The sequence below is a fragment of the Microcoleus sp. Pol12B3 genome (assembly GCF_036701355.1).
Lineage (GTDB): Bacteria > Cyanobacteriota > Cyanobacteriia > Cyanobacteriales > Microcoleaceae > Microcoleus.
Map to the genome: position 1 here is coordinate 36,223 of NZ_JAUBQS010000041.1, position 25,435 is coordinate 61,657.

Genomic DNA, 25,435 nt, shown 5'->3' on the forward strand with positions numbered 1-25,435 from the left:
TTAGTATGAGGGAAATAGCGACGGTTTAGCTAAAACCTGAAGAGTACCTATTGAGGTACGCAAACACCCGTAGGTTTCGGACTGCGAAGAGATGCACCACCACCAGAATTATAGGCTACCAGCGTCACTTGTCCTCGATCGTCCATTACCCAACCTTGAGCGGGAATAATTTCTCTTGGTCGAATTTCGAGGGATGGTATGAGGCCTTCTATTTGCTGACTTCCACCTACCGCTGGTTCAACCCAAGGCAACGGCGATAGAGGGCTGCTGAGAACATCATTAGGACTGAGTGGCACTCCTCCTTTCCCAGTAGCGGTAAATTCGCTCTCGGCCCCTCGGATGCAGGGATTTGCAGCAATTAACGCAGCCGGATTGACCACATTTTGCGGCAGTTCCACTAAACCCTGAGCGGGATTTACCCCAGAAGAACTAAATGTTACAGTACCTTGCAAAGCCGGGCCGCTACTTTGGGAAATCGCGGCGATGTCGCTGGTAGGAATTAAAGAAGTCGGACTTACTTGCAACGCTGCAAATTCAGCATCTGTTAATCCCAAACTCGCTCGAACCTGTTCGCGAGTGACTGATGTAAACCCGAAAACATTGGGGACATTAATATTAACGCGACCACCTTGAGCCGATCGCGCATTAGCAGTAATATCGCTATTTTCCTTGGGTAAAGCCACCAGAATATCGCTTTTAAGGTTGATATTGCCACCCTCAGAAATACTTGCATCAGTTGTAATTCTGCTCCCTCGGCGCAACTGGATATCTCGTGCTTCAAGGTTAATATTTGCTCCGGCGCCGGATGCCGTCCTACCGTCAATGCTGCTTTGATTGTCAAGGGAAATTGAATCTGCTTTCACGTTAATATTACCAGCCCGTCCCGATCCCAAAGCTTGCAGATTGAGTGTTCCTTCATTGCGAAGAATCAATTCCCCGACATTGAGATTCAACGAACCTCCGTTAGCCGTAGCATTGGGATCTATAATGTCAGAGGCAATCCCAACGGAAGTCTGAATTTGACTGTTAAATTCACCTTGACCCCCATTCCCAATAACTTCTACACGACCCGCATCAATTGTGATACTTCCTGCATCTCCTTTGCCTAAAGATGCAGTACTAATAACTCCTCCATCCCGGAGAGTCAGTACAGGTGTAGAAATGTTGATACTCCCTCCCCGATTAGCAGTATTGGCATCAGCGCAGATGAAACTGGGATTCCGACTGCCGTTTGCCAAAACTCCAGAAAAACCCTCGACTGTTACTGACTCAGTGGCCCTAACTGTCAAATTACCTCCGGGCCCCCCAGTTGTATTTAACGGTTGGTTGCCCACAACGGCTCCGCTAGATAAACTAATCCCGCCTCCTTCAGAGATAATCAACCGCTTCGTGTCGATATTAATGTCCCCGGCTTGCCCATTCACACCGCTCGCAGTTGACCCAATTAAACTTGCTACGGGACTGCCCGTGGGAGTCCGAAGCACTTCTACTGATTCCGAAGCTTTAATGTTGATATTCCCCGCTCCTCCTTCACCGCGGGTGAGGCTGATCAGAGCAGCACCATCGCTCACGGTTAAACGTTCTCCCTCAAAGGTGATATTTCCTCCCCTACCCGTACTTCCCAAAAGTGGGCCACTGTGGATTGCAGAAGCGACCATATCTAAAACCCCGGCACGGATGGTAATATTTCCGGCGTTGCCATCACCTAACGTGGTGGTAGTCAATGCGCTTCCATTGTCTATCAACAGTTTTCCCGTATCAATCGTGATGTTTCCGGCGGCTCCCATGCTATTAGTGCCAGTTATCAGCAGAAGTTGTGGGTCAAAAGGGTCGAAAGAGCCAGATACCGTATAATTACCACCAAACACTCTATAGTTATCTAATCCAATTCCGAGCGTTTCAACTGAGTCGGTAGCGCGGATGTTGATAGCGCCTCCGGCACCACTTCCTGCTGTCAGCGTGGAGATTTGCGCTCCACCTTGGGCCCGAAACTGTTGAGCGTTAATATCGATACCCCTACCATCGATATTTCCCAAAGTCAGTGCATAAATTCGCCCACCGTTGAGGTTGACATTTCCACCTCGAATATCGACTTTGCCGCCACCGATTCCACTGGTATCGATCAGTGAGCCGTTGGTTATTTCAATATTACCCAAGTTGGAAATCTTGTCATAGTTTAAACTTAATCCAAATGGCGTTGAGTCCAATCCAACCATACCCGGACTAGCGACGCTACCCAGCAAAATTTGTCCGGTTGATGCAGTGAGTGTTCCCTGATTTAATTCAATATCTCCCCCCACTAGGGTGAGAGTTTTTCCGGGTCCAACTGTTAAGCCCGTATTATTGAAAATCTGCGGGATGCCAGCGGGTAATTCGGGTAAGTTTAAGGCTGCTGCTGAAGAGTTAATGATTTTACCCGGATTTTCTCGAAAATTTAAACCGATCGGTATATTGACATTTAACAGCGGTACTAATTGGGGATTGCTGCTGCTGAACTGATAGCCATTATTAAAAACTACGCTATCTGCTGAACTTGCTAAAAATGAACCGCGCAAATCTAACCTCGCATTGGGACCGAAAACAATCCCTTTGGGGTTAATTAAGAATAAGTTACTGTTTCCCAAAACTCCCAGAGTTCCTAAAATATTAGAAGGATTCCCACCAGTAACGCGGGTAAAAATATTCGCAATCCCGTTAGGATTGGCAAAATAGGCTCCCCGCCCTTGACGGATGTTAAATTCACGCAAGCTGTGAAAGAGGTTAACGCCACGAGTTGCACCGCCAGTGATTCTATCAGAGGGTAAGTTGTTGATAGTATCGGGAACTGTCCGCGAACTTTCTGCACCCAAGCTGTTGTCAGGGATGATTTGGGCGATCGCAGGGAAAGGACACAGCAGTAAAAATGCAAAAAATAGGGCGGAAGATTGGCGGGACATCTTTGAAGTCTGGTTCATTTAATTTTAGGAAAATAGCGAGGGGTTAGCTAAAACCTAAAGAGTATCTATCGAGGTACGCAAACACCAGTAGGTTTCGGACTGCGAAGAGATGCACCACCACCAGAATTATAGGCTACCAGCCTGACTTGTCCTCGATCGTCCATTACCCAACCTTGAGCGGGAATAATTTCTGTTGGCCGAACTTCTATGGAGGCTAGGGGGTCTTCTACTTGCTGACTTCCACCTACCGGTGGTTCCATCCACGGAAACGGTTCTTCTGCGCTGCTGAGAACATCGTGAGGACTCGGTGGCAATCCCCCCCGCCCAGTCACAATAAACTCGTTCTCGGCCCCTTGGATGCAGGGATTTGTCGCAATTAACGCAGCCGGATTGACCACATTTTGTGGTAGTTCCACTAAACCTTGAACGGGATTGACTCCAACAGAACTAAATGTTACCGCCCCTTGCAAAGCCGGGCCGCCCCTTTGGGAAATCGCGGCGATGTCGCTGCTTGGAAGCAGAGATGTAGGACTTACTTGCAACGCTGCAAATTCGCCGTCACTGAGTCGCAACCTGCTTCTGACTTGTTCGCGACTCGCTGCTTTAAAACCAAAGACATTGGGGACATTGATATTGACGCGGCCGCCGCCTGCTGTGCGGGCGTTGGCTGTGATGTCGCTGTTTTCTTGGGGGAGGGCGACAAGAATATCACTGTTGATGTTGATATTACCGCCGTCAGAAGTGCCTGCATCGGTGGTAATTCGGCTGTTGCGGCGCAATTGGATATCTCGCGCTTGCAGGTTAATATTTGCTCCTGTACCGGATACAGTCGTGCCGTCAATCATCGCTTTGTTATCAAGAGCGATCGAATTGGCGACAACATTGATATTACCAGCGCGTCCGGTTCCTGTAGCCTGCACAGTCACTGTAGCTCCATCTCTGACAATTAGTCGATCGGCATTCAGATTCAACGAACCGGCATTTGCCGTAGCATTAGCATTAGTACCAAATATTTTGCCCACCGAAGCATCAATTGTACTGACAAACAGACCGTTATTTCCGCTGCCGCTGACCTCAATGCGATCGGCATTAACAGTAATATTCCCCCCATCTCCCACCCCCAAAGAGCTCGTAGAAACTACCGCCCCATCCCGCACGGTTAGGCTTGGCGTATCAATGCGAATCTCCCCGCCCGGACTAGAGCTCAAAGTTCCAGAACTCAGCGCACTAGCACTCTGAATTCCGCTGCTCAAAAGTTGAGAAATACCTGAAATTTCTACTGATTCAGTAGCCCTAACTGTTAAATTTCCAGCAGGCCCCCCATCCTGAGAAAACAAAAACCTGCCAATTAACACACCCGTTCCTACTGTAAACGCAGAACCTCCAGAGAGAGTCAACCGCTTGGTATCGACGTTAATATTCCCCGCCCTTCCGTGAGAGGCGATACTCAGCGTGCTGATTCCAGTTGACACAACTGTTCTCGGCCCGGTGTTAGACAATTCTACTGATTCAGCAGCATTAATGTTGATATTCCCCGACGAGCCGCTGCTGTAGCTGGTCGTACCGAGAATAGAACCGTCGCGCATAATTAATCTCGCGACATCAACACTAATGCTTCCTCCCGCACCGGTACTTTCTTTAGCTGTCCCGTTATTTATTCCAGAACCCACCATCTCAAAAGTATTGGCGCGAATGATTAAATTGCCGCCATTTCCACCGCCAAAAGTGATGCCGCTACCTACTACCCCATTGTTGAAGAGGAGACGCCCGGTGTCGATCGTAATATTCCCCCCCGAACCAGCACCAGCACTAGCATTAAACAGCACGAACAGCGGGTCAAACGGGTCTGTGGTTCCCGATACCAAATATTTAATTGCAAGCTGTTGATATCCCTCAACTCCCAGCCCGCTCATTTCTACTGAATCAGCAGCGCGGAAGTTGATATTACCTCCTGCACCATCTCCTAGAGTCAGGGTAGAAAATTGCGAGCCGTTTTCCACTCGCAACTTTTGAGCGGTGATATCGATACCTCTACCATCAATATTTCCCAGTGTCAGCGCATAAATTCGCGCCCCGCTGAGGGCGATATTTCCACCTTTTAACTCTACTCTGCCGCCACCGGTGCCGCTAGTGTTGATCAGTGATCCATCGGATATCTGAATATTGCCGAAGTTTTGAATATTGTCATAATTTAAAGTTAAATTTCCCTTTTCCCCCGCTGTCATTGCAAAATTAACTAAACCGGGACTCGCGGCGCTACCGAGTAAAATTTGTCCGCCGCTGGCGGTTAAATTGCCGCCTTGAAGTTGGATGTCGCCGCCAATCAGTGCTAAATTTTGACCTGGTTCTACTGCTAAACCAACTCGATCGCTAATCGGAATTGACACAGCAGAGGCTGGCAGGTTTACCTTCTCTACAGCCTTCGATTGGTTGACAATTGCACCGGGATTGTCTCTAAATCTTAAACCAACGGGAATATTAACGGTTAACAGCGCAGATGTTTGTGGGTTGGTGCTGCTGAATTCAAAGCCGTTATTAAACACCATACTGTCAGCGGTTGAACCGATAAACGAACCGCGCAAATCTAACCTGGCATTCGGCCCGAATATAATTCCTTTCGGATTAATTAAGAATAAATTGCCGTTGCCTAAAACTCCCAGAGTTCCTAAAATATTTGAGGGGTTGCCGCCTGTAACGCGGGTGAAGATGTTGGCAATTCCGCTGGGATTTTCAAAATAAGCTCCCCGCCCTTCACGGATGTTAAATTCGCGCCAGCTGTGAAATAGGTTAACGCCGCGAGTTGCACCGCCAGTGATTCTATCTGAGGGTAAGTTGTTGATAGTATCGGGAACTGTCCGCGAACTTTCCGGGCCCAGGGTATTATCGGGAATAATTTGGGCGAAGGTTTTCGAGGGAAATAGCAACAGGAAAGCAAACAGTAGGGAGTAACTTACGGGGGGGCATGATGCCCACACCACAGTCCAATCTAGTTTTTTTGGAACAGGCATCTTGCCTGTTTTTGAGAAGGGTGAAAATAGTAAAAAGTAATGGAAGGGAGGCATAAAAACACTCTTTCCAGGATAAATTTTCTTGGTGTAATCTCATCTCGTTTCTCTAAATGTTTTGAATTTGGCTGCTGAGTACAAGTTGCTCGACTGTGATTTCTAGTTCGGGAAAAATTTTAGAGATAATGCGCTCATTACCTGTAAAACTTTGAACTACATAATTGCCATTTTCCAAATTGTAAACGAAAACTGTGGGAATTTTGGGGTTTCCTAGATAAGCCCTAGAAGCGATCGCTAAATAGTCCACAATCCAATACTCACAAATGCCGAGGCGTTGATACTCATCTAGTTTATCCACATAGTCGTCTTCCCAGTTAGTTGAGGTAACTTCTACTGCTAATTGGATAGGTTCAGTAAGGGCTCCGTAGCCGCGTACATTGCTGTTCCATACTGATGCCTTAACCACGCCAACATCAGGATTTCTGCCTTGTTCTTGTCCTGAAGCTGTTACAGTTCTCAAAACTATATCTTTGTCAACGATATAGTCAAGCCCCAAGCGCTCGCTTTCTCTGTCGAAAGACTTAACAAGAAATCGTGCCACATTTTTATGCGCTCTGGTTGCTTCCACTTTGACAATCTCTCCATTTACAAGTTCGTAGATGCCCGATCCATCTGGGTACTTTTCGAGAAACTCTGCAAATGTTAGTTTAGTTTTTGTCTGAACCATAAGACAAGCCCTCTTTTGTTAACTAAGTTATACAATTTTAGATTTTATATTTTATATCTAATCCGCACTTCATCGGAATTATTCATCTCTTTTCCCTTCCTCTGTATCCTCTGCGTTCTCTGCGGTTTAATCATTCCGAGCTAACCGCAATTGATATTAGATTGAAGTATAGCCGGGAATTAGCTAAACTATATTTAGTTCTCCTAGCGGGGGAATTTCGCTAGGAGACAGGGGTTTCAACCACAGACAGAATTAGCTAGAAAGCAAAGTAATTAATCCGAAAGTATAAGCCATTTTCCTGCAAAGTTCGATCGCCCGATCGAGCATTTATCAAAGGAATGCCGTAGTCTAAACGCACATTCAACCGATCGCCCATCTGCCAAACCAGCCCCAAACCCGCACCCAGAAGTTTATCCGAGTCAGGATTCGGCTTTTCCTCCGACTGGTTCCACCCTAGCCCAAAATCGATAAACGGAGCGACTTGCAACAATCCTTGGACTTGCGGAACACGCCAAACCGGGATTCGCACTTCTGCAGACGCGATCGCACCGCTATCAGTTAACAGCAAATCTTGGCGGTATCCGCGCACGCTTTGAACGCCCCCGATCCCAATTTGTTCGAGGGAAAGCAGGGGGCGATCGGCTAATTGAATGTCAGAACGCACTATCAGTAAGGTTTCTGGCGCTAATAGCCTTACGTACTGGGCTTGTCCGCGCCATGCCAGAAAACTGCTGTCCGGCCCGCTATCGTTCGCAGTAGCGCCGAACAGATTAGTGCCGAGGGAGAATTGCGATCGCACCGCGAACACTTGGCTAGAACTCCGCTGCACGTATTCTTGAAAAAAGCGCACAGCCGAAACCCGGGTTTCGCCGCGCTCGTTTGCTCCCGCCGAAAGGGCAAATCGTTGCCCAGAAAGGAATGTATCGCTTTCTTGCCGCGAAAAACTCAGTCCCAAAGCCAAAGTGCGATCGGGCTTTTCGACAATCGGCTGGCGGTAAGTTAACTCGTAAGTCCGCGATTTCCCTTCAATTTCAGCAGCATCAAACGGTTCCTCGATGATGTTGGTGCTGGCAGCACTCGCAGCGAACCCAATCGTGCCGTTGCGCGCGTTGACGGGGACTGTGTAGCTCCCGTTGAATTCATTGCTGCCGTCGGTGTTAGCATAAGATACCTCTAGTCCGTCGCCCAAACCGAGCAAATTTGCTTGATTGATGCGAACACCGCGCCGAAAACTGCCGACGCTGGGCGATCGGTTGTTGTCTGCGAACACTTCACCGTTAAAGCTGTCTGCTTCTTTTACCCGCACTTCTAAACGGCTGTTTTCCGGGCGGCTTCCGGCTTGAAGTTCGGCGGAAATATTGGCAATTAAGGGGTCGAGTTGCAGTAGTTGCAAGGCTTCCAGCAGGCTAGACCGGTTGAGGGGCCGTCTGGTAGCGCGCTCAAGGCGCGATCGCACGTAATTTGAATTTAAGCGCCTGTTTCCAGTAATCGCAATTTCATCTAATCCGCCTTCTACAATCCGAATTTTCACCACACCTCCGTCTCTCGGAAAGCTTTGGTTGGCGAGAATTACAGCACCAGAATTGATGTATCCTGCAGCTACATATTTTTGAGTGACGGCTGCTTCGGCTGCGATCAGTTCGGCAAAGGTGATTTCGCGCCCCGCAAACTGTTGCGTAACTTCTGCGAGTTCGCGATCGCTAAAAGCTGTGTTGCCCTCAAATTCAAAGCCAGCGACCTTAATTGTACCCGGAATCCCCGGTCTAATTTCGCTTTCAACGGGTGTTGGCTGCGTGGGTTGGAGGGGAGACGGCGCAGGCGGTTGCGGCGGCTCAGGAGCAGGTAATTCGGGCGATCGCGGCAAAATTGGGTTGGGCAGTTGGGCCAGATGCGAGGCTCGATCGATACCCAAATCAATTTTTTGTGGGTCAATATTTTCTTCTAGTTTTTGATTAGAGTTAAAAAGCTCGGTTTCTTGAGTTTTTGTGCTGAAAGTGCGATCGCCAGAATTGGTCGCTTCCGACTCTAAGTTGGGGATTTCTGCTGGTGGGGATAAGGGTTGAGTTGTCGCCAAAGCCGATCGTTCTGACTCAGCGGGTAACTGCGTTTCCTCGTAAGAGGCTGGTAAGCCTTCACGAAGGCCGATCTCGGTGTCGTTAGGGGCTAAAGCTCGATCGCCTCCGCTGCTGACTGCTGCCAAATCCTCAACATTTGAGGTCAAAATTTCAACGGTGCTAGCGGATGTTTTCGCTGGTTTTCCCAGCCAAACTAACCCAAAAATTCCAGCGAGTAAAAATATTTTTTGTGAGCGACAAGCCATAGGATCTAATTATTATCTCGCTTAAGCGGGGGAAAATATTTTCAGGAAGTGAGCACCCTCAAGTAAAAATCAATCTTAACAGCAAAAAAGGAAACAGCCGTCGCAGCTAACAGTTTCGGCGACGCTACAAACCAAAAGGTCGATCGACGGCTGTTGATTTCCGAAGACTTACGCATCAACCGGGTTCTTATCCGAAAAAATATCGTGTAAGTCGATCGTAAACGGTAAAAAAAACCAATTTTTTTGCTTGCAAAACCTATGCTTTCATGCTAATACGGCTACCAGAATAGCCCTGCACGCCAGGGTAAACCCGAAACCGGGTTGTGTCCGAAAAGACGCGCTACAACTGAGATATGGCACCCTTCTCAATAATCTTTTTAGGAACAGGCAAGATGTGAGTTACAGCCCGCAGAGCCACTAAAAAACCCGGTTTCTTTGATTTTGGTGCATCATACCAAATCAGACTTGAATACCCCTTTATTATTGAGTCCGCGTCTACCCACCTCCTGTGCGTAGACGCCGTTTCAACCGCCAAGCCTGATAAAGGGGGTTTGTAACTTTGAATTATGCAGAGCGGCCCGCACCAGCCGCAGCACCCATTTGAGCCCCGTCAGTCAAGCCCACCAACTTAGCGCTCAACTCCCACATCCGCTCGCCTTTTTCATCATCGCGGGCCTGGGGAGAAACCTTTTGCACAAAAGACTTACCATCTTTTTTCTGGCGGTTCCCCCAACTCCAATAAGCCCCAGATTGCTTGTATTCTGGATCGGCAACCACCATCGCCAGCCTTTCGCCCGCCAACTCCTGCGACACGTAACCCCCGGTGATATTCTTCTGAAACAGCGGGAACAGCTTCTGAAACAAAGGATAGTGGTTGCGGAACAGCGGCGTATCCGCAACGCATCCCGGATACAGCGAAGTGAAAGTAATCCCCGTGGATTCGTGAAAGCGGCGGTGCAATTCCCGCATCGTCAGCACGTTGCAAACTTTGCTATCTTTGTAAGCCTTGACCGGTTCAAACTTCTTGCCGTCAACCATCGAAATCGGGTCTTTGAAACCCGCTTCAAAACCCTCAAACTTGCCCAAATCCGGGCGCGGCGGAATCTTCCCGCCCAACTCGTCTGGATTGTGAGTCACGGTTCCCAAAATCACGATTCTTGCATCCGAATAATAGGAAGGCTTCATATTTTCCATCATCAGGTTGCACAGCAGGAAATGACCCAGGTGATTGGTAGTCATCGTCAACTCGTAACCCTCCGGGCTCCGCAGCGGTTCCTTAATCAAAGGCATATAAATGGCGGCGTTGCACACCAAAGCGTCCAGAGGCCTGCCGCTGGCCTTAAATGCCCGAGCAAACCTACGCACGCTCTCCAAATCGCCCAAGTCAATCTCCATGATGGAGAAACTGCCTTCAGGTATACCCAACTCTCGGGCGGCGTCTCCGGCTTTTCGCACGTCCCGACAGGCCATGACCACGTGCCATCCCTTGTCTGCGAGAGCTTTCGCGCCGTACAAACCGACGCCGGAGGAAGCGCCGGTAATGATAACCGTGGATTTGTGATTTTGTGCCATCTTGTTAAAAGCGCTTCCGCTATTGATTATTTTCAGGCACTCAAACGCTGAGCTAGCAGCTTGGATGTTTTGAAGTACCCTATGGTTATTAGGATATGGGGAAACGTTCTCGATCTCAACTGGGAGCCTCTCACTTTTGCAGTCAAGGTGGAAATTGGAGGCAGGAGACAGAAGCCAGAAGGCAGGAGGCAGGAGGCAGAAGAAGTGTTTTTACCAATAGGAGATGCTCGTTCTCAACGGGCGATGAAAATTAAATATTGCTCCAACTCCCAGTCCTATTTTGATAAATTAACCATAATTTTTTTAGGGCGGGTTCACCATTATCTATGAGGCACATACTCGGTATTTATTGATAAACCCGCCCCAACCAACTCAACTAAGAAATAGCTGCTGGTTCCGGATAGGTAGGGAAATCGATATAACCTTCAGGTCCAAAAGAATACCAGACGCCGACTTCGGCAGGCGGATTGAGCGGCCAACCATTAGTAAAACGCTCTACCAAGTCAGGATTGCTGATAAAATCCCGACCAAAAGCAATTAAATCCGCAACTTGGCTGCTCAGGGCCGTTTCAGCCTGTTCTTGAGTATATCCGCAGTTGCCGATGAGCGGCCCTGTAAACACATCGCGAAACTCTCCTATCATCATCGGCGTTCCCAATTCATGAAAGCCAAATGCTAGACCGTCCACCAAGTGAAGGTAAGCTAAATTATAGGCATTTAACTGCCCTGCAAAATACAGAAAATCTTCGCGATAACTAGGAGAACCCATATCATTATAAACGCCGTTGGGAGAAAGTCTAACTCCCACTTTGTTGGCAGTAAATACTGTGATAATCGCCTCTACAATTTCCTTAAGAAAACGGTATCGATTTTCAACTGTGCCACCATAGGAATCTTTTCTGTGATTGGTTTTGGTTTGCAGGAACGTGTCAATGAGATAGCCGTTTGCAGCGTGAATTTCTACACCGTCAAAACCTGCCATTTTTGCCCGTTCGGCTGCCTTGCGATAATCTTCTACAACCAGGGAGATTTCATCGGTTTCTAGAGCGCGGGGGGTTTCGTAGGGTTGTTTGCCCACAGGGGTATGAATGCCTTCTCCGTTTATTTTTATGGCAGAGGCTGCAACTGGCAATTGATTGTTTTCATGAAAACTGCTGTGGGAAGCTCGTCCGCAGTGCCAAAGCTGCATGAAAATCGGCGTTTCGCGGGCATGAACCGCAGTCACAATTTGTTTCCAAGCTTGGCCTTGCTCGTCTGAATAAATACCGGGCGTATTGAGCCAACCATTAGCTTGAGTAGAAACGACTGTGGCTTCTGTAATGATTAAACCAGCGGAGGCTCGCTGAGTGTAATACTCTGCCATCAATGCGTTGGGCATCCGCGTTTCACCGGCTCTGGCTCTCGTTAGGGGTGCCATGACTACCCGATTTTTTAAGGGTAAATCTCCGATTTTGAAGGGACTGAGTAGGAGTGGAGAAGTTGTTTGATTGGTCATAATTTTGGTATTTTTTCAACTGAATAATCTGGGAAATCACATATAGCAACCGCCCGTGTTAGGATGCAAGGCGCAAGACATCCAAGGGTGGCCAAAATGTAAGCAATCAAACTCATCAAGATGTTTGCGAATTTGACTTTTTAGCCAAGACTCTTCTTTGTTCAATTTTGTTAAACTCTGGAGAGTATGGCGGTAAATATAATAGTCTACACCCTGCTGTTTGAATCAATTCCTGAATCCGACCACTTTTATCAAATGTGAGATTATCCATCACCACTACCTGTGCTGTGACAAGTGTGGGAAGTAAACTTGTTGCTAGCCCAAGAGATGAGTAAGGAGATGGATAGCTGCGAGGTTTCAATCCCTGATAGGGTTTTAGGTTGTTTTCGGCGCACTTTTTGGGTTACGACCAACAAACCAAAAAATGGTTTCAATCCCTGATAGGGTTTTAGGTTGTTTCCGGCATTTGGGGACGGATTTCAAGACTGTATTCTGATGTTTCAATCCCTGATAGGGTTTTAGGTTGTTTCCGGCTTGCAGAATCAGGTTAACGCACTTCAGAAAGTTGACGTTTCAATCCCTGATAGGGTTTTAGGTTGTTTCCGGCGAATTAATTTATCGAGGCAAGGTAGTCGATAAATACGTCAGTTTCAATCCCTGATAGGGTTTTAGGTTGTTTCCGGCATCTAGGATTTTCCGCTACCAGCTTGACCTTTAAGGTTTCAATCCCTGATAGGGTTTTAGGTTGTTTCCGGCTTGTGTGCAGTGCCGCTAATACATCTTTTGCATTAGTTTCAATCCCTGATAGGGTTTTAGGTTGTTTCCGGCTTTAAAAAAGTAAGAATTACGGGAGAAGTAAGAAGGTTTCAATCCCTGATAGGGTTTTAGGTTGTTTCCGGCAATTTTGCATATCTTAAAAGCATATTACCTCCTGTTTCAATCCCTGATAGGGTTTTAGGTTGTTTCCGGCAAGGAAATTTCCACCTCAGCAAGAGCATCATAAATCGTTTGTTTCAATCCCTGATAGGGTTTTAGGTTGTTTCCGGCACTGTAAAAGCTGCAAATATCGACAGAATTACTGGTTTCAATCCCTGATAGGGTTTTAGGTTGTTTCCGGCAAATAGGTTGTGGCGTAGTGGTTCCATTTTGTTGGTTTCAATCCCTGATAGGGTTTTAGGTTGTTTCCGGCGGCCGTACTTGCTCGGAACATGGCTCTTTCGCAGCTAAGGTTTCAATCCCTGATAGGGTTTTAGGTTGTTTCCGGCTCTACCCAAATCCGGCTCGAAAATACCCCCAAAATCGGTTTCAATCCCTGATAGGGTTTTAGGTTGTTTCCGGCAATAATACTTGTAATGTTAATATCACAAGTTACAGTTTCAATCCCTGATAGGGTTTTAGGTTGTTTCCGGCTGTATTTATCTTTGGGCGTTTGCTTTTGTTTCTCTCTGTTTCAATCCCTGATAGGGTTTTAGGTTGTTTCCGGCGACATTGAAAGTCAGGAGATGTTACGACGCATCCTGTTTCAATCCCTGATAGGGTTTTAGGTTGTTTCCGGCTTCCAGTACGCTTGCTCTACTTTGGCTATTGCCTGTTTCAATCCCTGATAGGGTTTTAGGTTGTTTCCGGCTTAAGAAATCAATATTTTCTCACTTTGTGTTTTTCTCTGTTTCAATCCCTGATAGGGTTTTAGGTTGTTTCCGGCGGGCGATCGAAAGTAGAAAACGGCTCGCTAATAACGTTTCAATCCCTGATAGGGTTTTAGGTTGTTTCCGGCGACCGAGCGGAAGTGCGATCGCCAACTTCATATCAGTTTCAATCCCTGATAGGGTTTTAGGTTGTTTCCGGCAAAACTCCGTCGCCATTACGTCCGATTGTTTCAGTTTCAATCCCTGATAGGGTTTTAGGTTGTTTCCGGCTCGGCCCCCAGCTTCCGTCCGATTTCCCTGGTTCAGTTTCAATCCCTGATAGGGTTTTAGGTTGTTTCCGGCGTCGTTTGAATAGCTTTCGGCCTCGTTAAAGTCAGTTTCAATCCCTGATAGGGTTTTAGGTTGTTTCCGGCTAACACCGCTGAAAGAGTGGAAGAATTAGCTAGGTTTCAATCCCTGATAGGGTTTTAGGTTGTTTCCGGCTTCATATTGTCTTACATACTGAGTCTGGTTTTGTAAGTTTCAATCCCTGATAGGGTTTTAGGTTGTTTCCGGCGATGCAGGTGCAATTGCACAAACCGAATCAGTCCTGTTTCAATCCCTGATAGGGTTTTAGGTTGTTTCCGGCGAGGTAGAAAGGAATCGCGTACAAACTTCCATTGTTTCAATCCCTGATAGGGTTTTAGGTTGTTTCCGGGTTGACCCATCAGCTTAGAACGCCTTCTGAAACTTGTTTCAATCCCTGATAGGGTTTTAGGTTGTTTCCGGTTTGGTAGAAACTTGCTCGGTTGCTGTTCTCTGGTAGTTTCAATCCCTGATAGGGTTTTAGGTTGTTTCCGGTTGACGAGACACCACTGGTAACTAGACAATTTGAGTTTCAATCCCTGATAGGGTTTTAGGTTGTTTCCGGTTGCCGTTATTCCGATCGCTCACTGGTGGCAACGTTTCAATCCCTGATAGGGTTTTAGGTTGTTTCCGGATTGCTTGGCAAAAATATCGTCGCGATCGAAAGAATACGCGTTTCAATCCCTGATAGGGTTTTAGGTTGTTTCCGGCGAAAGTCGATCTGAAAGAAGGAAGTGTGGTTTTCATGTTTCAATCCCTGATAGGGTTTTAGGTTGTTTCCGGACGGATGAATTCCAGGAAAAGGAATTTGACCGATTGTTTCAATCCCTGATAGGGTTTTAGGTTGTTTCCGGCTTTTTAGAATCTGCTTTATAAAAAGTATCAAGCGCGTTTCAATCCCTGATAGGGTTTTAGGTTGTTTCCGGTTGGTGAAAAAATGGTTAATGAGGTGAAATTAAGACGTTTCAATCCCTGATAGGGTTTTAGGTTGTTTCCGGCAGTGTTGACAGTGTAGACACTATTGATTTATACTGTAGTTTCAATCCCTGATAGGGTTTTAGGTTGTTTCCGGGCTTTTGATTCTGGTGAGGATGTTTCTGTTTCTGTAGTTTCAATCCCTGATAGGGTTTTAGGTTGTTTCCGGCTCCTCAAAGTGCAATTTTGTACACTCCCAGTTCGGCGTTTCAATCCCTGATAGGGTTTTAGGTTGTTTCCGGCAAAAGAACGGCGATCGCCCGTCAGACCAAGGCAGATAGTTTCAATCCCTGATAGGGTTTTAGGTTGTTTCCGGTCAAAGAATTATTTTGTGAACCAAAATTACCTGTGTTTCAATCCCTGATAGGGTTTTAGGTTGTTTCCGGATTCTAAGAATGCGTATGATGTTCGAGATGATATTGGTTTCAATCCCTGATAGGGTTTTAGGTTGTTTCCGGCTTTCGCTCAATCATGGAATTCGGTAGAGCCAGGTTTCAATCCCTGATAGGGTTTTAGGTTGTTTCCGGACGTGCGGGCAGTATTTGATAAAACAAAATGTTTAGGTTTCAATCCCTGATAGGGTTTTAGGTTGTTTCCGGTCAAACCGATTTAAGACATCAGAAACAGTATCGCGTTTCAATCCCTGATAGGGTTTTAGGTTGTTTCCGGATTTTGCAAACCTTAGTGAAAAACCTTAAGTCCAAAAGTTTCAATCCCTGATAGGGTTTTAGGTTGTTTCCGGCGTGACGGCTCAGTTTTGGCTCAGTTTTGGCTTAAGTTTCAATCCCTGATAGGGTTTTAGGTTGTTTCCGGGCAACAAGTAACTTTATTATTAAATGAAGATGATGTTTCAATCCCTGATAGGGTTTTAGGTTGTTTCCGGTAATTGCTACTTCTGTTAGTTCTATTACCTTTAATTGTTTCAATCCCTGATAGGGTTTTAGGTTGTTTCCGGTCCAGTCGAAATTTTCAAGCTGCAAGTAACTGCTGTTTCAATCCCTGATAGGGTTTTAGGTTGTTTCCGGCTGACTATTTGCCGCCTTACAAGTTGTCAATTGTTTCAATCCCTGATAGGGTTTTAGGTTGTTTCCGGGTTAAAGAGTCGCAGTAACTATTGACCAGGTTCTCGTTTCAATCCCTGATAGGGTTTTAGGTTGTTTCCGGTTGCAAGAGAGGTCGGCTGACTTGAATTTTGGTTGTGTTTCAATCCCTGATAGGGTTTTAGGTTGTTTCCGGCTCTTCTCGCACTCGTTTCGGTGAAACTTGCTCCATTGTTTCAATCCCTGATAGGGTTTTAGGTTGTTTCCGGACAGGGTATAAGGAGCGACATGAAGGAGGAACACGTTTCAATCCCTGATAGGGTTTTAGGTTGTTTCCGGAAGGAACTGCAAGGGCGAATGGATAGTAATTCTACGTTTCAATCCCTGATAGGGTTTTAGGTTGTTTCCGGCATCGCGGTTTCTGTTAAGTGTTCATGTTCATTATGTTTCAATCCCTGATAGGGTTTTAGGTTGTTTCCGGCAAGAAAGCATCCATCATAAAAGCCGGGTCAGAAACGTTTCAATCCCTGATAGGGTTTTAGGTTGTTTCCGGACCGCAGAATTCTCCTTATAATCCTCATAGTTGCATGTTTCAATCCCTGATAGGGTTTTAGGTTGTTTCCGGTCGCACTTTGAGGAAGCACGATTGCAGTAAATCCTGTTTCAATCCCTGATAGGGTTTTAGGTTGTTTCCGGCTTGATCATGATATAATCGACTCACTTAATTTTGATTGTTTCAATCCCTGATAGGGTTTTAGGTTGTTTCCGGGTTGTGGAAATGGAATCAAGAGGCTGCTGGATTCGTTTCAATCCCTGATAGGGTTTTAGGTTGTTTCCGGGAATTCTGTACCCCCAGACTGCCTTCCCCGGTAGTTTCAATCCCTGATAGGGTTTTAGGTTGTTTCCGGCGGCAAGCAATGCAATTTATCAAGCGTAGAGAAGAGTTTCAATCCCTGATAGGGTTTTAGGTTGTTTCCGGCAGAAATAGCTGAGATTTCATCAATGCTTGTCTGGGGGGTTTCAATCCCTGATAGGGTTTTAGGTTGTTTCCGGAGGATGCGTCTTGCTAGCTGTTGCCTCAATTGCGTTTCAATCCCTGATAGGGTTTTAGGTTGTTTCCGGCTGCTTTTGTAGTGGGAGCAAAAGTGAAGTTCGGGTTTCAATCCCTGATAGGGTTTTAGGTTGTTTCCGGTGACTATTTCCACCTGCTGTGGTGTCAACAAGCCAAGTTTCAATCCCTGATAGGGTTTTAGGTTGTTTCCGGCAAGCTGCTTGAGGTGTTCAATCCGTCGCCGGGCAAGTTTCAATCCCTGATAGGGTTTTAGGTTGTTTCCGGTTCTATTGGTGGATGTCTCAAAGAGTTTTTCTCCGAGGTTTCAATCCCTGATAGGGTTTTAGGTTGTTTCCGGTTAAAATAGTATTGTAAGCTCAAACAAGTTCAAGTTTCAATCCCTGATAGGGTTTTAGGTTGTTTCCGGTTTAAACTCTCTTTTTTCAGCTTCTTTCCCGTCTTAGTTTCAATCCCTGATAGGGTTTTAGGTTGTTTCCGGATGTACTCGATGAAGTCGAGAAATTAGAAGGCGGTTTCAATCCCTGATAGGGTTTTAGGTTGTTTCCGGCAATTAAGACATTATTGGAGAACAAAACAATGGCTAGTTTCAATCCCTGATAGGGTTTTAGGTTGTTTCCGGGGTAAAAATATTTGGGGGCATGACCCCCCAAATAGAGTTTCAATCCCTGATAGGGTTTTAGGTTGTTTCCGGTATTACCCGTTAAAGAAGTAGTGGATAGTAGTTTTGTTTCAATCCCTGATAGGGTTTTAGGTTGTTTCCGGGCATCTACTGCACGTCGCCAGAATATGCGTCGCGTTTCAATCCCTGATAGGGTTTTAGGTTGTTTCCGGTCGGTTATAAAATGGTTGCGATAAATCGCTGCCTGATGTTTCAATCCCTGATAGGGTTTTAGGTTGTTTCCGGAGGGTACGGCGCTGCTGTAGCTGCTAAAAAGATAATCAGTTTCAATCCCTGATAGGGTTTTAGGTTGTTTCCGGGCTATATCGAGTCTTTCAAGTATGCAGCAGGTGGTTTCAATCCCTGATAGGGTTTTAGGTTGTTTCCGGACAGCAGCGCCGTACCCTTCGGGGTATAGGTTGTGTTTCAATCCCTGATAGGGTTTTAGGTTGTTTCCGGCTAGCGCTTCAATCTTGCGGGTGATTTGTGATGTTTCAATCCCTGATAGGGTTTTAGGTTGTTTCCGGAAGGCAGATAAAATTGTTCATGTCGGAGCGGTCAAGTTTCAATCCCTGATAGGGTTTTAGGTTGTTTCCGGCACGTAAAGAATCACTGCTATTACCTTACCAAGTAAGTTTCAATCCCTGATAGGGTTTTAGGTTGTTTCCGGTCATTGCTCGCACTGGCTACCCCAATGCTGGGGTTTCAATCCCTGATAGGGTTTTAGGTTGTTTCCGGCGAGCGGTACAGCCTCATTGCAAGTCTCCGAAGGGGTTTCAATCCCTGATAGGGTTTTAGGTTGTTTCCGGCAATCTAGCTCGGTCGGGGCGGGGCGGGTCTAGGTTTCAATCCCTGATAGGGTTTTAGGTTGTTTCCGGCAATAACGAATACATCACATTAAGAAAATGGGTAGGTTTCAATCCCTGATAGGGTTTTAGGTTGTTTCCGGCGCCATTGCTTTTCTCTTTTTGTATTCGTGCATAAGTTTCAATCCCTGATAGGGTTTTAGGTTGTTTCCGGTGGAGGGCCTTATATTGAAAGGGTGGGAAGCGAAAAGTTTCAATCCCTGATAGGGTTTTAGGTTGTTTCCGGACCTGAGTGAATCAGAGAAGGCTAACTTGCTCAAGTTTCAATCCCTGATAGGGTTTTAGGTTGTTTCCGGTTTATTGCCTGTGTCAGGCGTTTCACCTACTATGTTTCAATCCCTGATAGGGTTTTAGGTTGTTTCCGGGGGTGGCTATACAAAGTGAGCAAAATATTCTGAGTTTCAATCCCTGATAGGGTTTTAGGTTGTTTCCGGTAATTTTGATACCTGGCAGCCTGTCGGCTAATATGTTTCAATCCCTGATAGGGTTTTAGGTTGTTTCCGGCGTGTTAAAGTTCTGCAAGTTCTTTGGAGATTTGGGTTTAAATCCCTGATAGGGTTTTAGGTTGTTTCCGGTTAGTGCTATCCATATCAAAATATCTATCTAAAGTTTCAATCCCTGATAGGGTTTTAGGTTGTTTCCGGGAAAAGATGGTGGTTTGTCCTCGACACCAGAATAGTTTCAATCCCTGATAGGGTTTTAGGTTGTTTCCGGAGTAGGGCCCGCCATCTTCCGAACCGAATAAAGCGTTTCAATCCCTGATAGGGTTTTAGGTTGTTTCCGGCTAATGATTTTGTAGTGTTTGAGGCACTGCCAATTAGTTTCAATCCCTGATAGGGTTTTAGGTTGTTTCCGGCTTGTTCCTGCTCATAATTCCAGTGCGGGGCGTAGTTTCAATCCCTGATAGGGTTTTAGGTTGTTTCCGGTAGCGAAAACAGTCTCAACACCATTAACACTGGTAGGGTTTCAATCCCTGATAGGGTTTTAGGTTGTTTCCGGGCAAACCTTTAAAGACTTGCAGCGCTTAGGATGGGGTGTTTCAATCCCTGATAGGGTTTTAGGTTGTTTCCGGCTGCGTTGTGTTAGTGCCAGCAACTGCTGTCGGGTTTCAATCCCTGATAGGGTTTTAGGTTGTTTCCGGAATTGGCACAAGTATGTCAGTATCTTCAGAATAGGTTTCAATCCCTGATAGGGTTTTAGGTTGTTTCCGGTGTTTGATTTCTTTGATTAGCGGGTAAGTAGGGCTGCGTTTCAATCCCTGATAGGGTTTTAGGTTGTTTCCGGCTTCTCGGATTCAATCTCGGCTGGCTTGGAGATTCCATAGTTTCAATCCCTGATAGGGTTTTAGGTTGTTTCCGGCACGATGAATTTATTGACGGTATGAGTTTTGAAAACGTTTCAATCCCTGATAGGGTTTTAGGTTGTTTCCGGTTTAGCGGCGGGTGCGCTGTGTATCCCCTTCTGCGTTTCAATCCCTGATAGGGTTTTAGGTTGTTTCCGGTCTTCGGTCCGATCGATTAAATCTTCATTGTATTGAGTTTCAATCCCTGATAGGGTTTTAGGTTGTTTCCGGCACTTGCTGATGACTATGGACAGAAGTGGAAATATGATGTTTCAATCCCTGATAGGGTTTTAGGTTGTTTCCGGCGCTTGCTTTTTAGCAAGATTGCCAGCCACTACAGGTTTCAATCCCTGATAGGGTTTTAGGTTGTTTCCGGCCTTAGTGAAGTAGCGAGGGGCGGGGACTACCGGGTTTCAATCCCTGATAGGGTTTTAGGTTGTTTCCGGCGTTAGGCGATCGTTTGAAAAATTTGCGTGGCAAGTTTCAATCCCTGATAGGGTTTTAGGTTGTTTCCGGCTTCTTTCTCCCTTTTTGTTGAAAGGAAGGTTCTGTTTCAATCCCTGATAGGGTTTTAGGTTGTTTCCGGTAAATATTGACGCTGATTGTAAAGTCATTAGGGTGTGTTTCAATCCCTGATAGGGTTTTAGGTTGTTTCCGGGCTGATGAGTATCTAGAGCTTGCTCTGACTCGCGTTTCAATCCCTGATAGGGTTTTAGGTTGTTTCCGGCTACCCGTTTCTTTTTCTAAGTAATACTTTGTGCGTTTCAATCCCTGATAGGGTTTTAGGTTGTTTCCGGCAACTGGATGCCAGTGAACAGTTAGCAGAACTGCAGTTTCAATCCCTGATAGGGTTTTAGGTTGTTTCCGGCTTTAATGATTTATGTTATTACATTTAGAATTATTCTGTTTCAATCCCTGATAGGGTTTTAGGTTGTTTCCGGTTTCTTTAGTGATTAGAAAGCTTACAAGTTAGGAGTTTCAATCCCTGATAGGGTTTTAGGTTGTTTCCGGTGAAACGAGAACCATTTTTAATTTCGTTGGGATTAACGTTTCAATCCCTGATAGGGTTTTAGGTTGTTTCCGGAGTTGAGATTGCTTCTGAAAACTCCCTCATAAGTTTCAATCCTTGATAGGGTTTTAGGTTGTTTCCGGCAGCTTGTTTATGTGTAACATACGCCATGTGTAAGTTTCAATCCCTGATAGGGTTTTAGGTTGTTTCCGGAAAATCCTATCAAGTCAGTTGTACTTGCTGAGAGTTTCAATCCCTGATAGGGTTTTAGGTTGTTTCCGGTCTCGTCTACTTTAAAAAGAAGTTGTTTGCGGCCGTTTCAATCCCTGATAGGGTTTTAGGTTGTTTCCGGATTACTACTGCGGTCGTCCTACATTTTTCTCAGCGTTTCAATCCCTGATAGGGTTTTAGGTTGTTTCCGGGCTACAGAGTGAGATTGACCAACTAAAATTAGATGGTTTCAATCCCTGATAGGGTTTTAGGTTGTTTCCGGTCTAGGAAAATGCCACCTCAAAATAAGTAGGCGTTTCAATCCCTGATAGGGTTTTAGGTTGTTTCCGGCTTGATTCTCTGTTGTGGGTAAGGGGTGAATTTCGTTTCAATCCCTGATAGGGTTTTAGGTTGTTTCCGGCCACCCAAAGATCCTGCTAAAACTCCTGAGTCTCAGTTTCAATCCCTGATAGGGTTTTAGGTTGTTTCCGGTTTCGAGTTTGGAACATTAAAGGTTTATTTAGAATTCGTTTCAATCCCTGATAGGGTTTTAGGTTGTTTCCGGACACCCAATACTGCCTTTTCTTTGGCAGGGTCGAGTTTCAATCCCTGATAGGGTTTTAGGTTGTTTCCGGCTGTCTTTGGTCAAGCACTGGTATCCCCTGTTTTCGTTTCAATCCCTGATAGGGTTTTAGGTTGTTTCCGGCGTAGATTGGGATCTCCAATTGGGAGAGTAAAATAAGTTTCAATCCCTGATAGGGTTTTAGGTTGTTTCCGGTTCATTTTGTGAGTTTGGAGCGGGTAGAAAATAGTTTCAATCCCTGATAGGGTTTTAGGTTGTTTCCGGTTTATCGACCGTAAACGGCAATTTTTCAGAAAGTTTCAATCCCTGATAGGGTTTTAGGTTGTTTCCGGCTTTTTGCTGATTAATCAGCAAAAATCAGGAAGAGAGTTTCAATCCCTGATAGGGTTTTAGGTTGTTTCCGGATAAGCCTTCTACATGAAATCCCCACTGTTTAGGTTTCAATCCCTGATAGGGTTTTAGGTTGTTTCCGGCATATCTACGCAGATGGCAAGGTCGAGGCAGCGCTAAGTTTCAATCCCTGATAGGGTTTTAGGTTGTTTCCGGTCAGATTGAGCATTTAAGAGATGAGGGAATTAGAAGTTTCAATCCCTGATAGGGTTTTAGGTTGTTTCCGGTGTTAGTCGGATAACTACAGACAATTTCGGCAGGTTTCAATCCCTGATAGGGTTTTAGGTTGTTTCCGGATCAATGTAGAAAGCGTGGTATTGAGCTTTTTTAGGTTTCAATCCCTGATAGGGTTTTAGGTTGTTTCCGGCAGATTCAGATTCACCAAAATCCTGAGAATTATTCCGTTTCAATCCCTGATAGGGTTTTAGGTTGTTTCCGGCGTTACCAGCTCTTATCGGGGCGTAAACTAATCATGTTTCAATCCCTGATAGGGTTTTAGGTTGTTTCCGGTTTATTTACACAAGCGTTGGATTACTAATGCCTATGTTTCAATCCCTGATAGGGTTTTAGGTTGTTTCCGGATTATTGTGCCTGGGCGGGATGGGCCGATTAGCTTGTTTCAATCCCTGATAGGGTTTTAGGTTGTTTCCGGGTGTCCCATCTCTGTAAGATCTTTACCGTACCTGTGTTTCAATCCCTGATAGGGTTTTAGGTTGTTTCCGGCGTGTAAGTTCCCTTTTGCCATAAGTTTTGTTGGGTTTCAATCCCTGATAGGGTTTTAGGTTGTTTCCGGTCGTGCCATTTAGCCGATCGGCAAAATTAGGTAAATACGTTTCAATCCCTGATAGGGTTTTAGGTTGTTTCCGGTCGTCTTTTTCGTTACCCTCGCTCAAATTGTCTGTACGTTTCAATCCCTGATAGGGTTTTAGGTTGTTTCCGGATTTGCCGTCTCCTGTGGGTTCATATCTGAAAGAGCCGTTTCAATCCCTGATAGGGTTTTAGGTTGTTTCCGGGTTTCAGAATCGTCTATTTGAGCTAGATCGGTCAAGTTTCAATCCCTGATAGGGTTTTAGGTTGTTTCCGGCAATACCATATTTAATTTAAGGAATTTTGGCAATTGTGTTTCAATCCCTGATAGGGTTTTAGGTTGTTTCCGGCGATGGCATCGCGGTAGTTGTCACCGATATGCGTTTCAATCCCTGATAGGGTTTTAGGTTGTTTCCGGTTTAAATTGTAGCTTTTAAAGCAAAAAAAACCCGCGTTTCAATCCCTGATAGGGTTTTAGGTTGTTTCCGGGGTATCTGAATATGAAATAGCTTTCAGAGGTGTAGTTAAAAGCGTTTCAATCCCTGATAGGGTTTTAGGTTGTTTCCGGCCAGTATTTGTAAAGGATGGTGTAATTGAACGTGTTTCAATCCCTGATAGGGTTTTAGGTTGTTTCCGGCCGGCATACCGCGCTCGTTACTCGATAGAGGTGAATGTGTTTCAATCCCTGATAGGGTTTTAGGTTGTTTCCGGCACTGGTCGGTTCATCCCGTCTATAATTCTATCCCCGTTTCAATCCCTGATAGGGTTTTAGGTTGTTTCCGGATATACCAATCGAAGCCCAACTTTCTGCCGATCCGTTTCAATCCCTGATAGGGTTTTAGGTTGTTTCCGGGTGCCATCTTCGTTGTAAGTTGCCTGCTCGAAACGTTTCAATCCCTGATAGGGTTTTAGGTTGTTTCCGGTTGAGAACCCCGATGCGCGTCTGACTCTCTGTATAGTTTCAATCCCTGATAGGGTTTTAGGTTGTTTCCGGGGTACGTTCTCCCACCTCTTGATATCGCTGATTGGGTTTCAATCCCTGATAGGGTTTTAGGTTGTTTCCGGGTTGTTGAGACTGACTAGCTCTTTGTTGAGAATAGGTTTCAATCCCTGATAGGGTTTTAGGTTGTTTCCGGACAGGAGTGATGATTAGCTTGTGATTCCAGCTAGTTTCAATCCCTGATAGGGTTTTAGGTTGTTTCCGGGGTCGGGGCGGGGCGGGGCGGGTCGGGTCGGTTGGGTTTCAATCCCTGATAGGGTTTTAGGTTGTTTCCGGTTTTGAATTGCCGTTCAAATTCCAAAAGATATGTTTCAATCCCTGATAGGGTTTTAGGTTGTTTCCGGGGGCGAAAATTTGCAGAGGGCAAGCTCAAACTGCAAGGTTTCAATCCCTGATAGGGTTTTAGGTTGTTTCCGGCGGTCTATTGTGCATCATATCGAATTGATGTTAAGGTTTCAATCCCTGATAGGGTTTTAGGTTGTTTCCGGTTTAATTGCATCTTTAGCTCTCAGGCAATAGGGCGGGTTTCAATCCCTGATAGGGTTTTAGGTTGTTTCCGGGGGTTGACCAACAAAGGATGGATCGCTTATTCTAGTTTCAATCCCTGATAGGGTTTTAGGTTGTTTCCGGGTAGATCTCGCCCCTCCCAAGCGAAATTCCAAATGTTTCAATCCCTGATAGGGTTTTAGGTTGTTTCCGGCATTTCCCTAGAAACCTGCGATCGTAAATATTAGAAGTGTTTCAATCCCTGATAGGGTTTTAGGTTGTTTCCGGAGGTTGAGGAAGCTGTTGCCGTGGCAGAAGCCGAGTTTCAATCCCTGATAGGGTTTTAGGTTGTTTCCGGTTCGTGTCCTAAATCACCCTAAAATCAATGTTGTGTGTTTCAATCCCTGATAGGGTTTTAGGTTGTTTCCGGTTCCAGAATTCTATGCAGCAGTGTCACTCAGAATGTTTCAATCCCTGATAGGGTTTTAGGTTGTTTCCGGTTAAATGCAGAGATTGCTAACCACTCTCAACCGCGTGTTTCAATCCCTGATAGGGTTTTAGGTTGTTTCCGGCGCACCGGGTTACCGCGCATCAATCTTCCTTGTCTCGTTTCAATCCCTGATAGGGTTTTAGGTTGTTTCCGGATAGACTGACGGCGTTAGAGTCGCAGGTGGCAGCGTTTCAATCCCTGATAGGGTTTTAGGTTGTTTCCGGGATTTACCGCTGGAACAGCCGGTACAAGGATTCTGTTTCAATCCCTGATAGGGTTTTAGGTTGTTTCCGGCCGGCCGGCGTTCCCAGGCGCAGGCTGGCAATAAGTGTTTCAATCCCTGATAGGGTTTTAGGTTGTTTCCGGTTGGCATATGTCAATGGTTGTTAGAGTCGATAGGGGTGTTGCCACTCCTACCTCTCCTTCAAAACGGAACGTGAAACTTTCGCTTCATTCCGCTC

General features: G+C 45.8%; 7 protein-coding genes and 1 CRISPR repeat array. All 7 genes read right to left on the reverse strand.

Annotation, left to right across the window (positions count from 1 at the left end):
- Positions 1 to 47: 47 nt before the first annotated feature.
- Positions 48 to 2,936 carry a two-partner secretion domain-containing protein gene (locus tag QUA53_RS19740; RefSeq protein WP_333099275.1) on the reverse strand — a complete coding sequence of 963 codons (2,889 nt, stop codon included), beginning with the start codon at positions 2,934 to 2,936 and terminating at the stop codon, positions 48 to 50.
- Positions 2,937 to 3,001: 65 nt separating this feature from the next.
- Positions 3,002 to 5,944, reverse strand: a complete 2,943-nt coding sequence (locus QUA53_RS19745) for an S-layer family protein (protein WP_333099255.1) — start codon at positions 5,942 to 5,944, stop codon at positions 3,002 to 3,004.
- 106 nt (positions 5,945 to 6,050) lie between these two features.
- The gene (locus QUA53_RS19750; protein ID WP_333099254.1) at positions 6,051 to 6,668 is read right to left on the reverse strand and encodes a Uma2 family endonuclease; all 618 of its coding nucleotides are present in this window, start codon (positions 6,666 to 6,668) and stop codon (positions 6,051 to 6,053) included.
- A 256-nt stretch (positions 6,669 to 6,924) separates the two neighbouring features.
- Positions 6,925 to 8,988, reverse strand: a complete 2,064-nt coding sequence (locus tag QUA53_RS19755; protein WP_333099252.1) for a ShlB/FhaC/HecB family hemolysin secretion/activation protein — start codon at positions 8,986 to 8,988, stop codon at positions 6,925 to 6,927.
- Positions 8,989 to 9,552: 564 nt separating this feature from the next.
- The gene (locus tag QUA53_RS19760; RefSeq protein ID WP_333099251.1) at positions 9,553 to 10,560 is read right to left on the reverse strand and encodes a protochlorophyllide reductase; all 1,008 of its coding nucleotides are present in this window, start codon (positions 10,558 to 10,560) and stop codon (positions 9,553 to 9,555) included.
- A 376-nt stretch (positions 10,561 to 10,936) separates the two neighbouring features.
- A complete protein-coding gene (locus QUA53_RS19765) occupies positions 10,937 to 12,055 on the reverse strand; it encodes an alkene reductase (protein WP_333099250.1) in 1,119 nt (372 codons plus the stop codon).
- Positions 12,056 to 12,170: 115 nt separating this feature from the next.
- Positions 12,171 to 12,332 (reverse strand): transposase, encoded by a 162-nt coding sequence (locus QUA53_RS29290; RefSeq protein ID WP_445251065.1) that lies wholly within the window; start codon positions 12,330 to 12,332, stop codon positions 12,171 to 12,173.
- A 77-nt stretch (positions 12,333 to 12,409) separates the two neighbouring features.
- A CRISPR array of direct repeats spans positions 12,410 to 25,340; the repeat unit is 36 nt; unit sequence GTTTCAATCCCTGATAGGGTTTTAGGTTGTTTCCGG.
- Positions 25,341 to 25,435 lie beyond the last annotated feature (95 nt).

Excerpts from the sequence above, each read along its gene's own strand:
- QUA53_RS19740 (WP_333099275.1), bottom strand. The coding sequence starts at position 2,936 with ATGTCCCGCCAATCTTCCGCCCTATTTTTTGCATTTTTACTGCTGTGT.
- QUA53_RS19745 (WP_333099255.1), bottom strand. The coding sequence starts at position 5,944 with ATGCCTGTTCCAAAAAAACTAGATTGGACTGTGGTGTGGGCATCATGC.
- QUA53_RS19750 (WP_333099254.1), bottom strand. The coding sequence starts at position 6,668 with ATGGTTCAGACAAAAACTAAACTAACATTTGCAGAGTTTCTCGAAAAG.
- QUA53_RS19755 (WP_333099252.1), bottom strand. The coding sequence starts at position 8,988 with ATGGCTTGTCGCTCACAAAAAATATTTTTACTCGCTGGAATTTTTGGG.
- QUA53_RS19760 (WP_333099251.1), bottom strand. The coding sequence starts at position 10,560 with ATGGCACAAAATCACAAATCCACGGTTATCATTACCGGCGCTTCCTCC.
- QUA53_RS19765 (WP_333099250.1), bottom strand. The coding sequence starts at position 12,055 with ATGACCAATCAAACAACTTCTCCACTCCTACTCAGTCCCTTCAAAATC.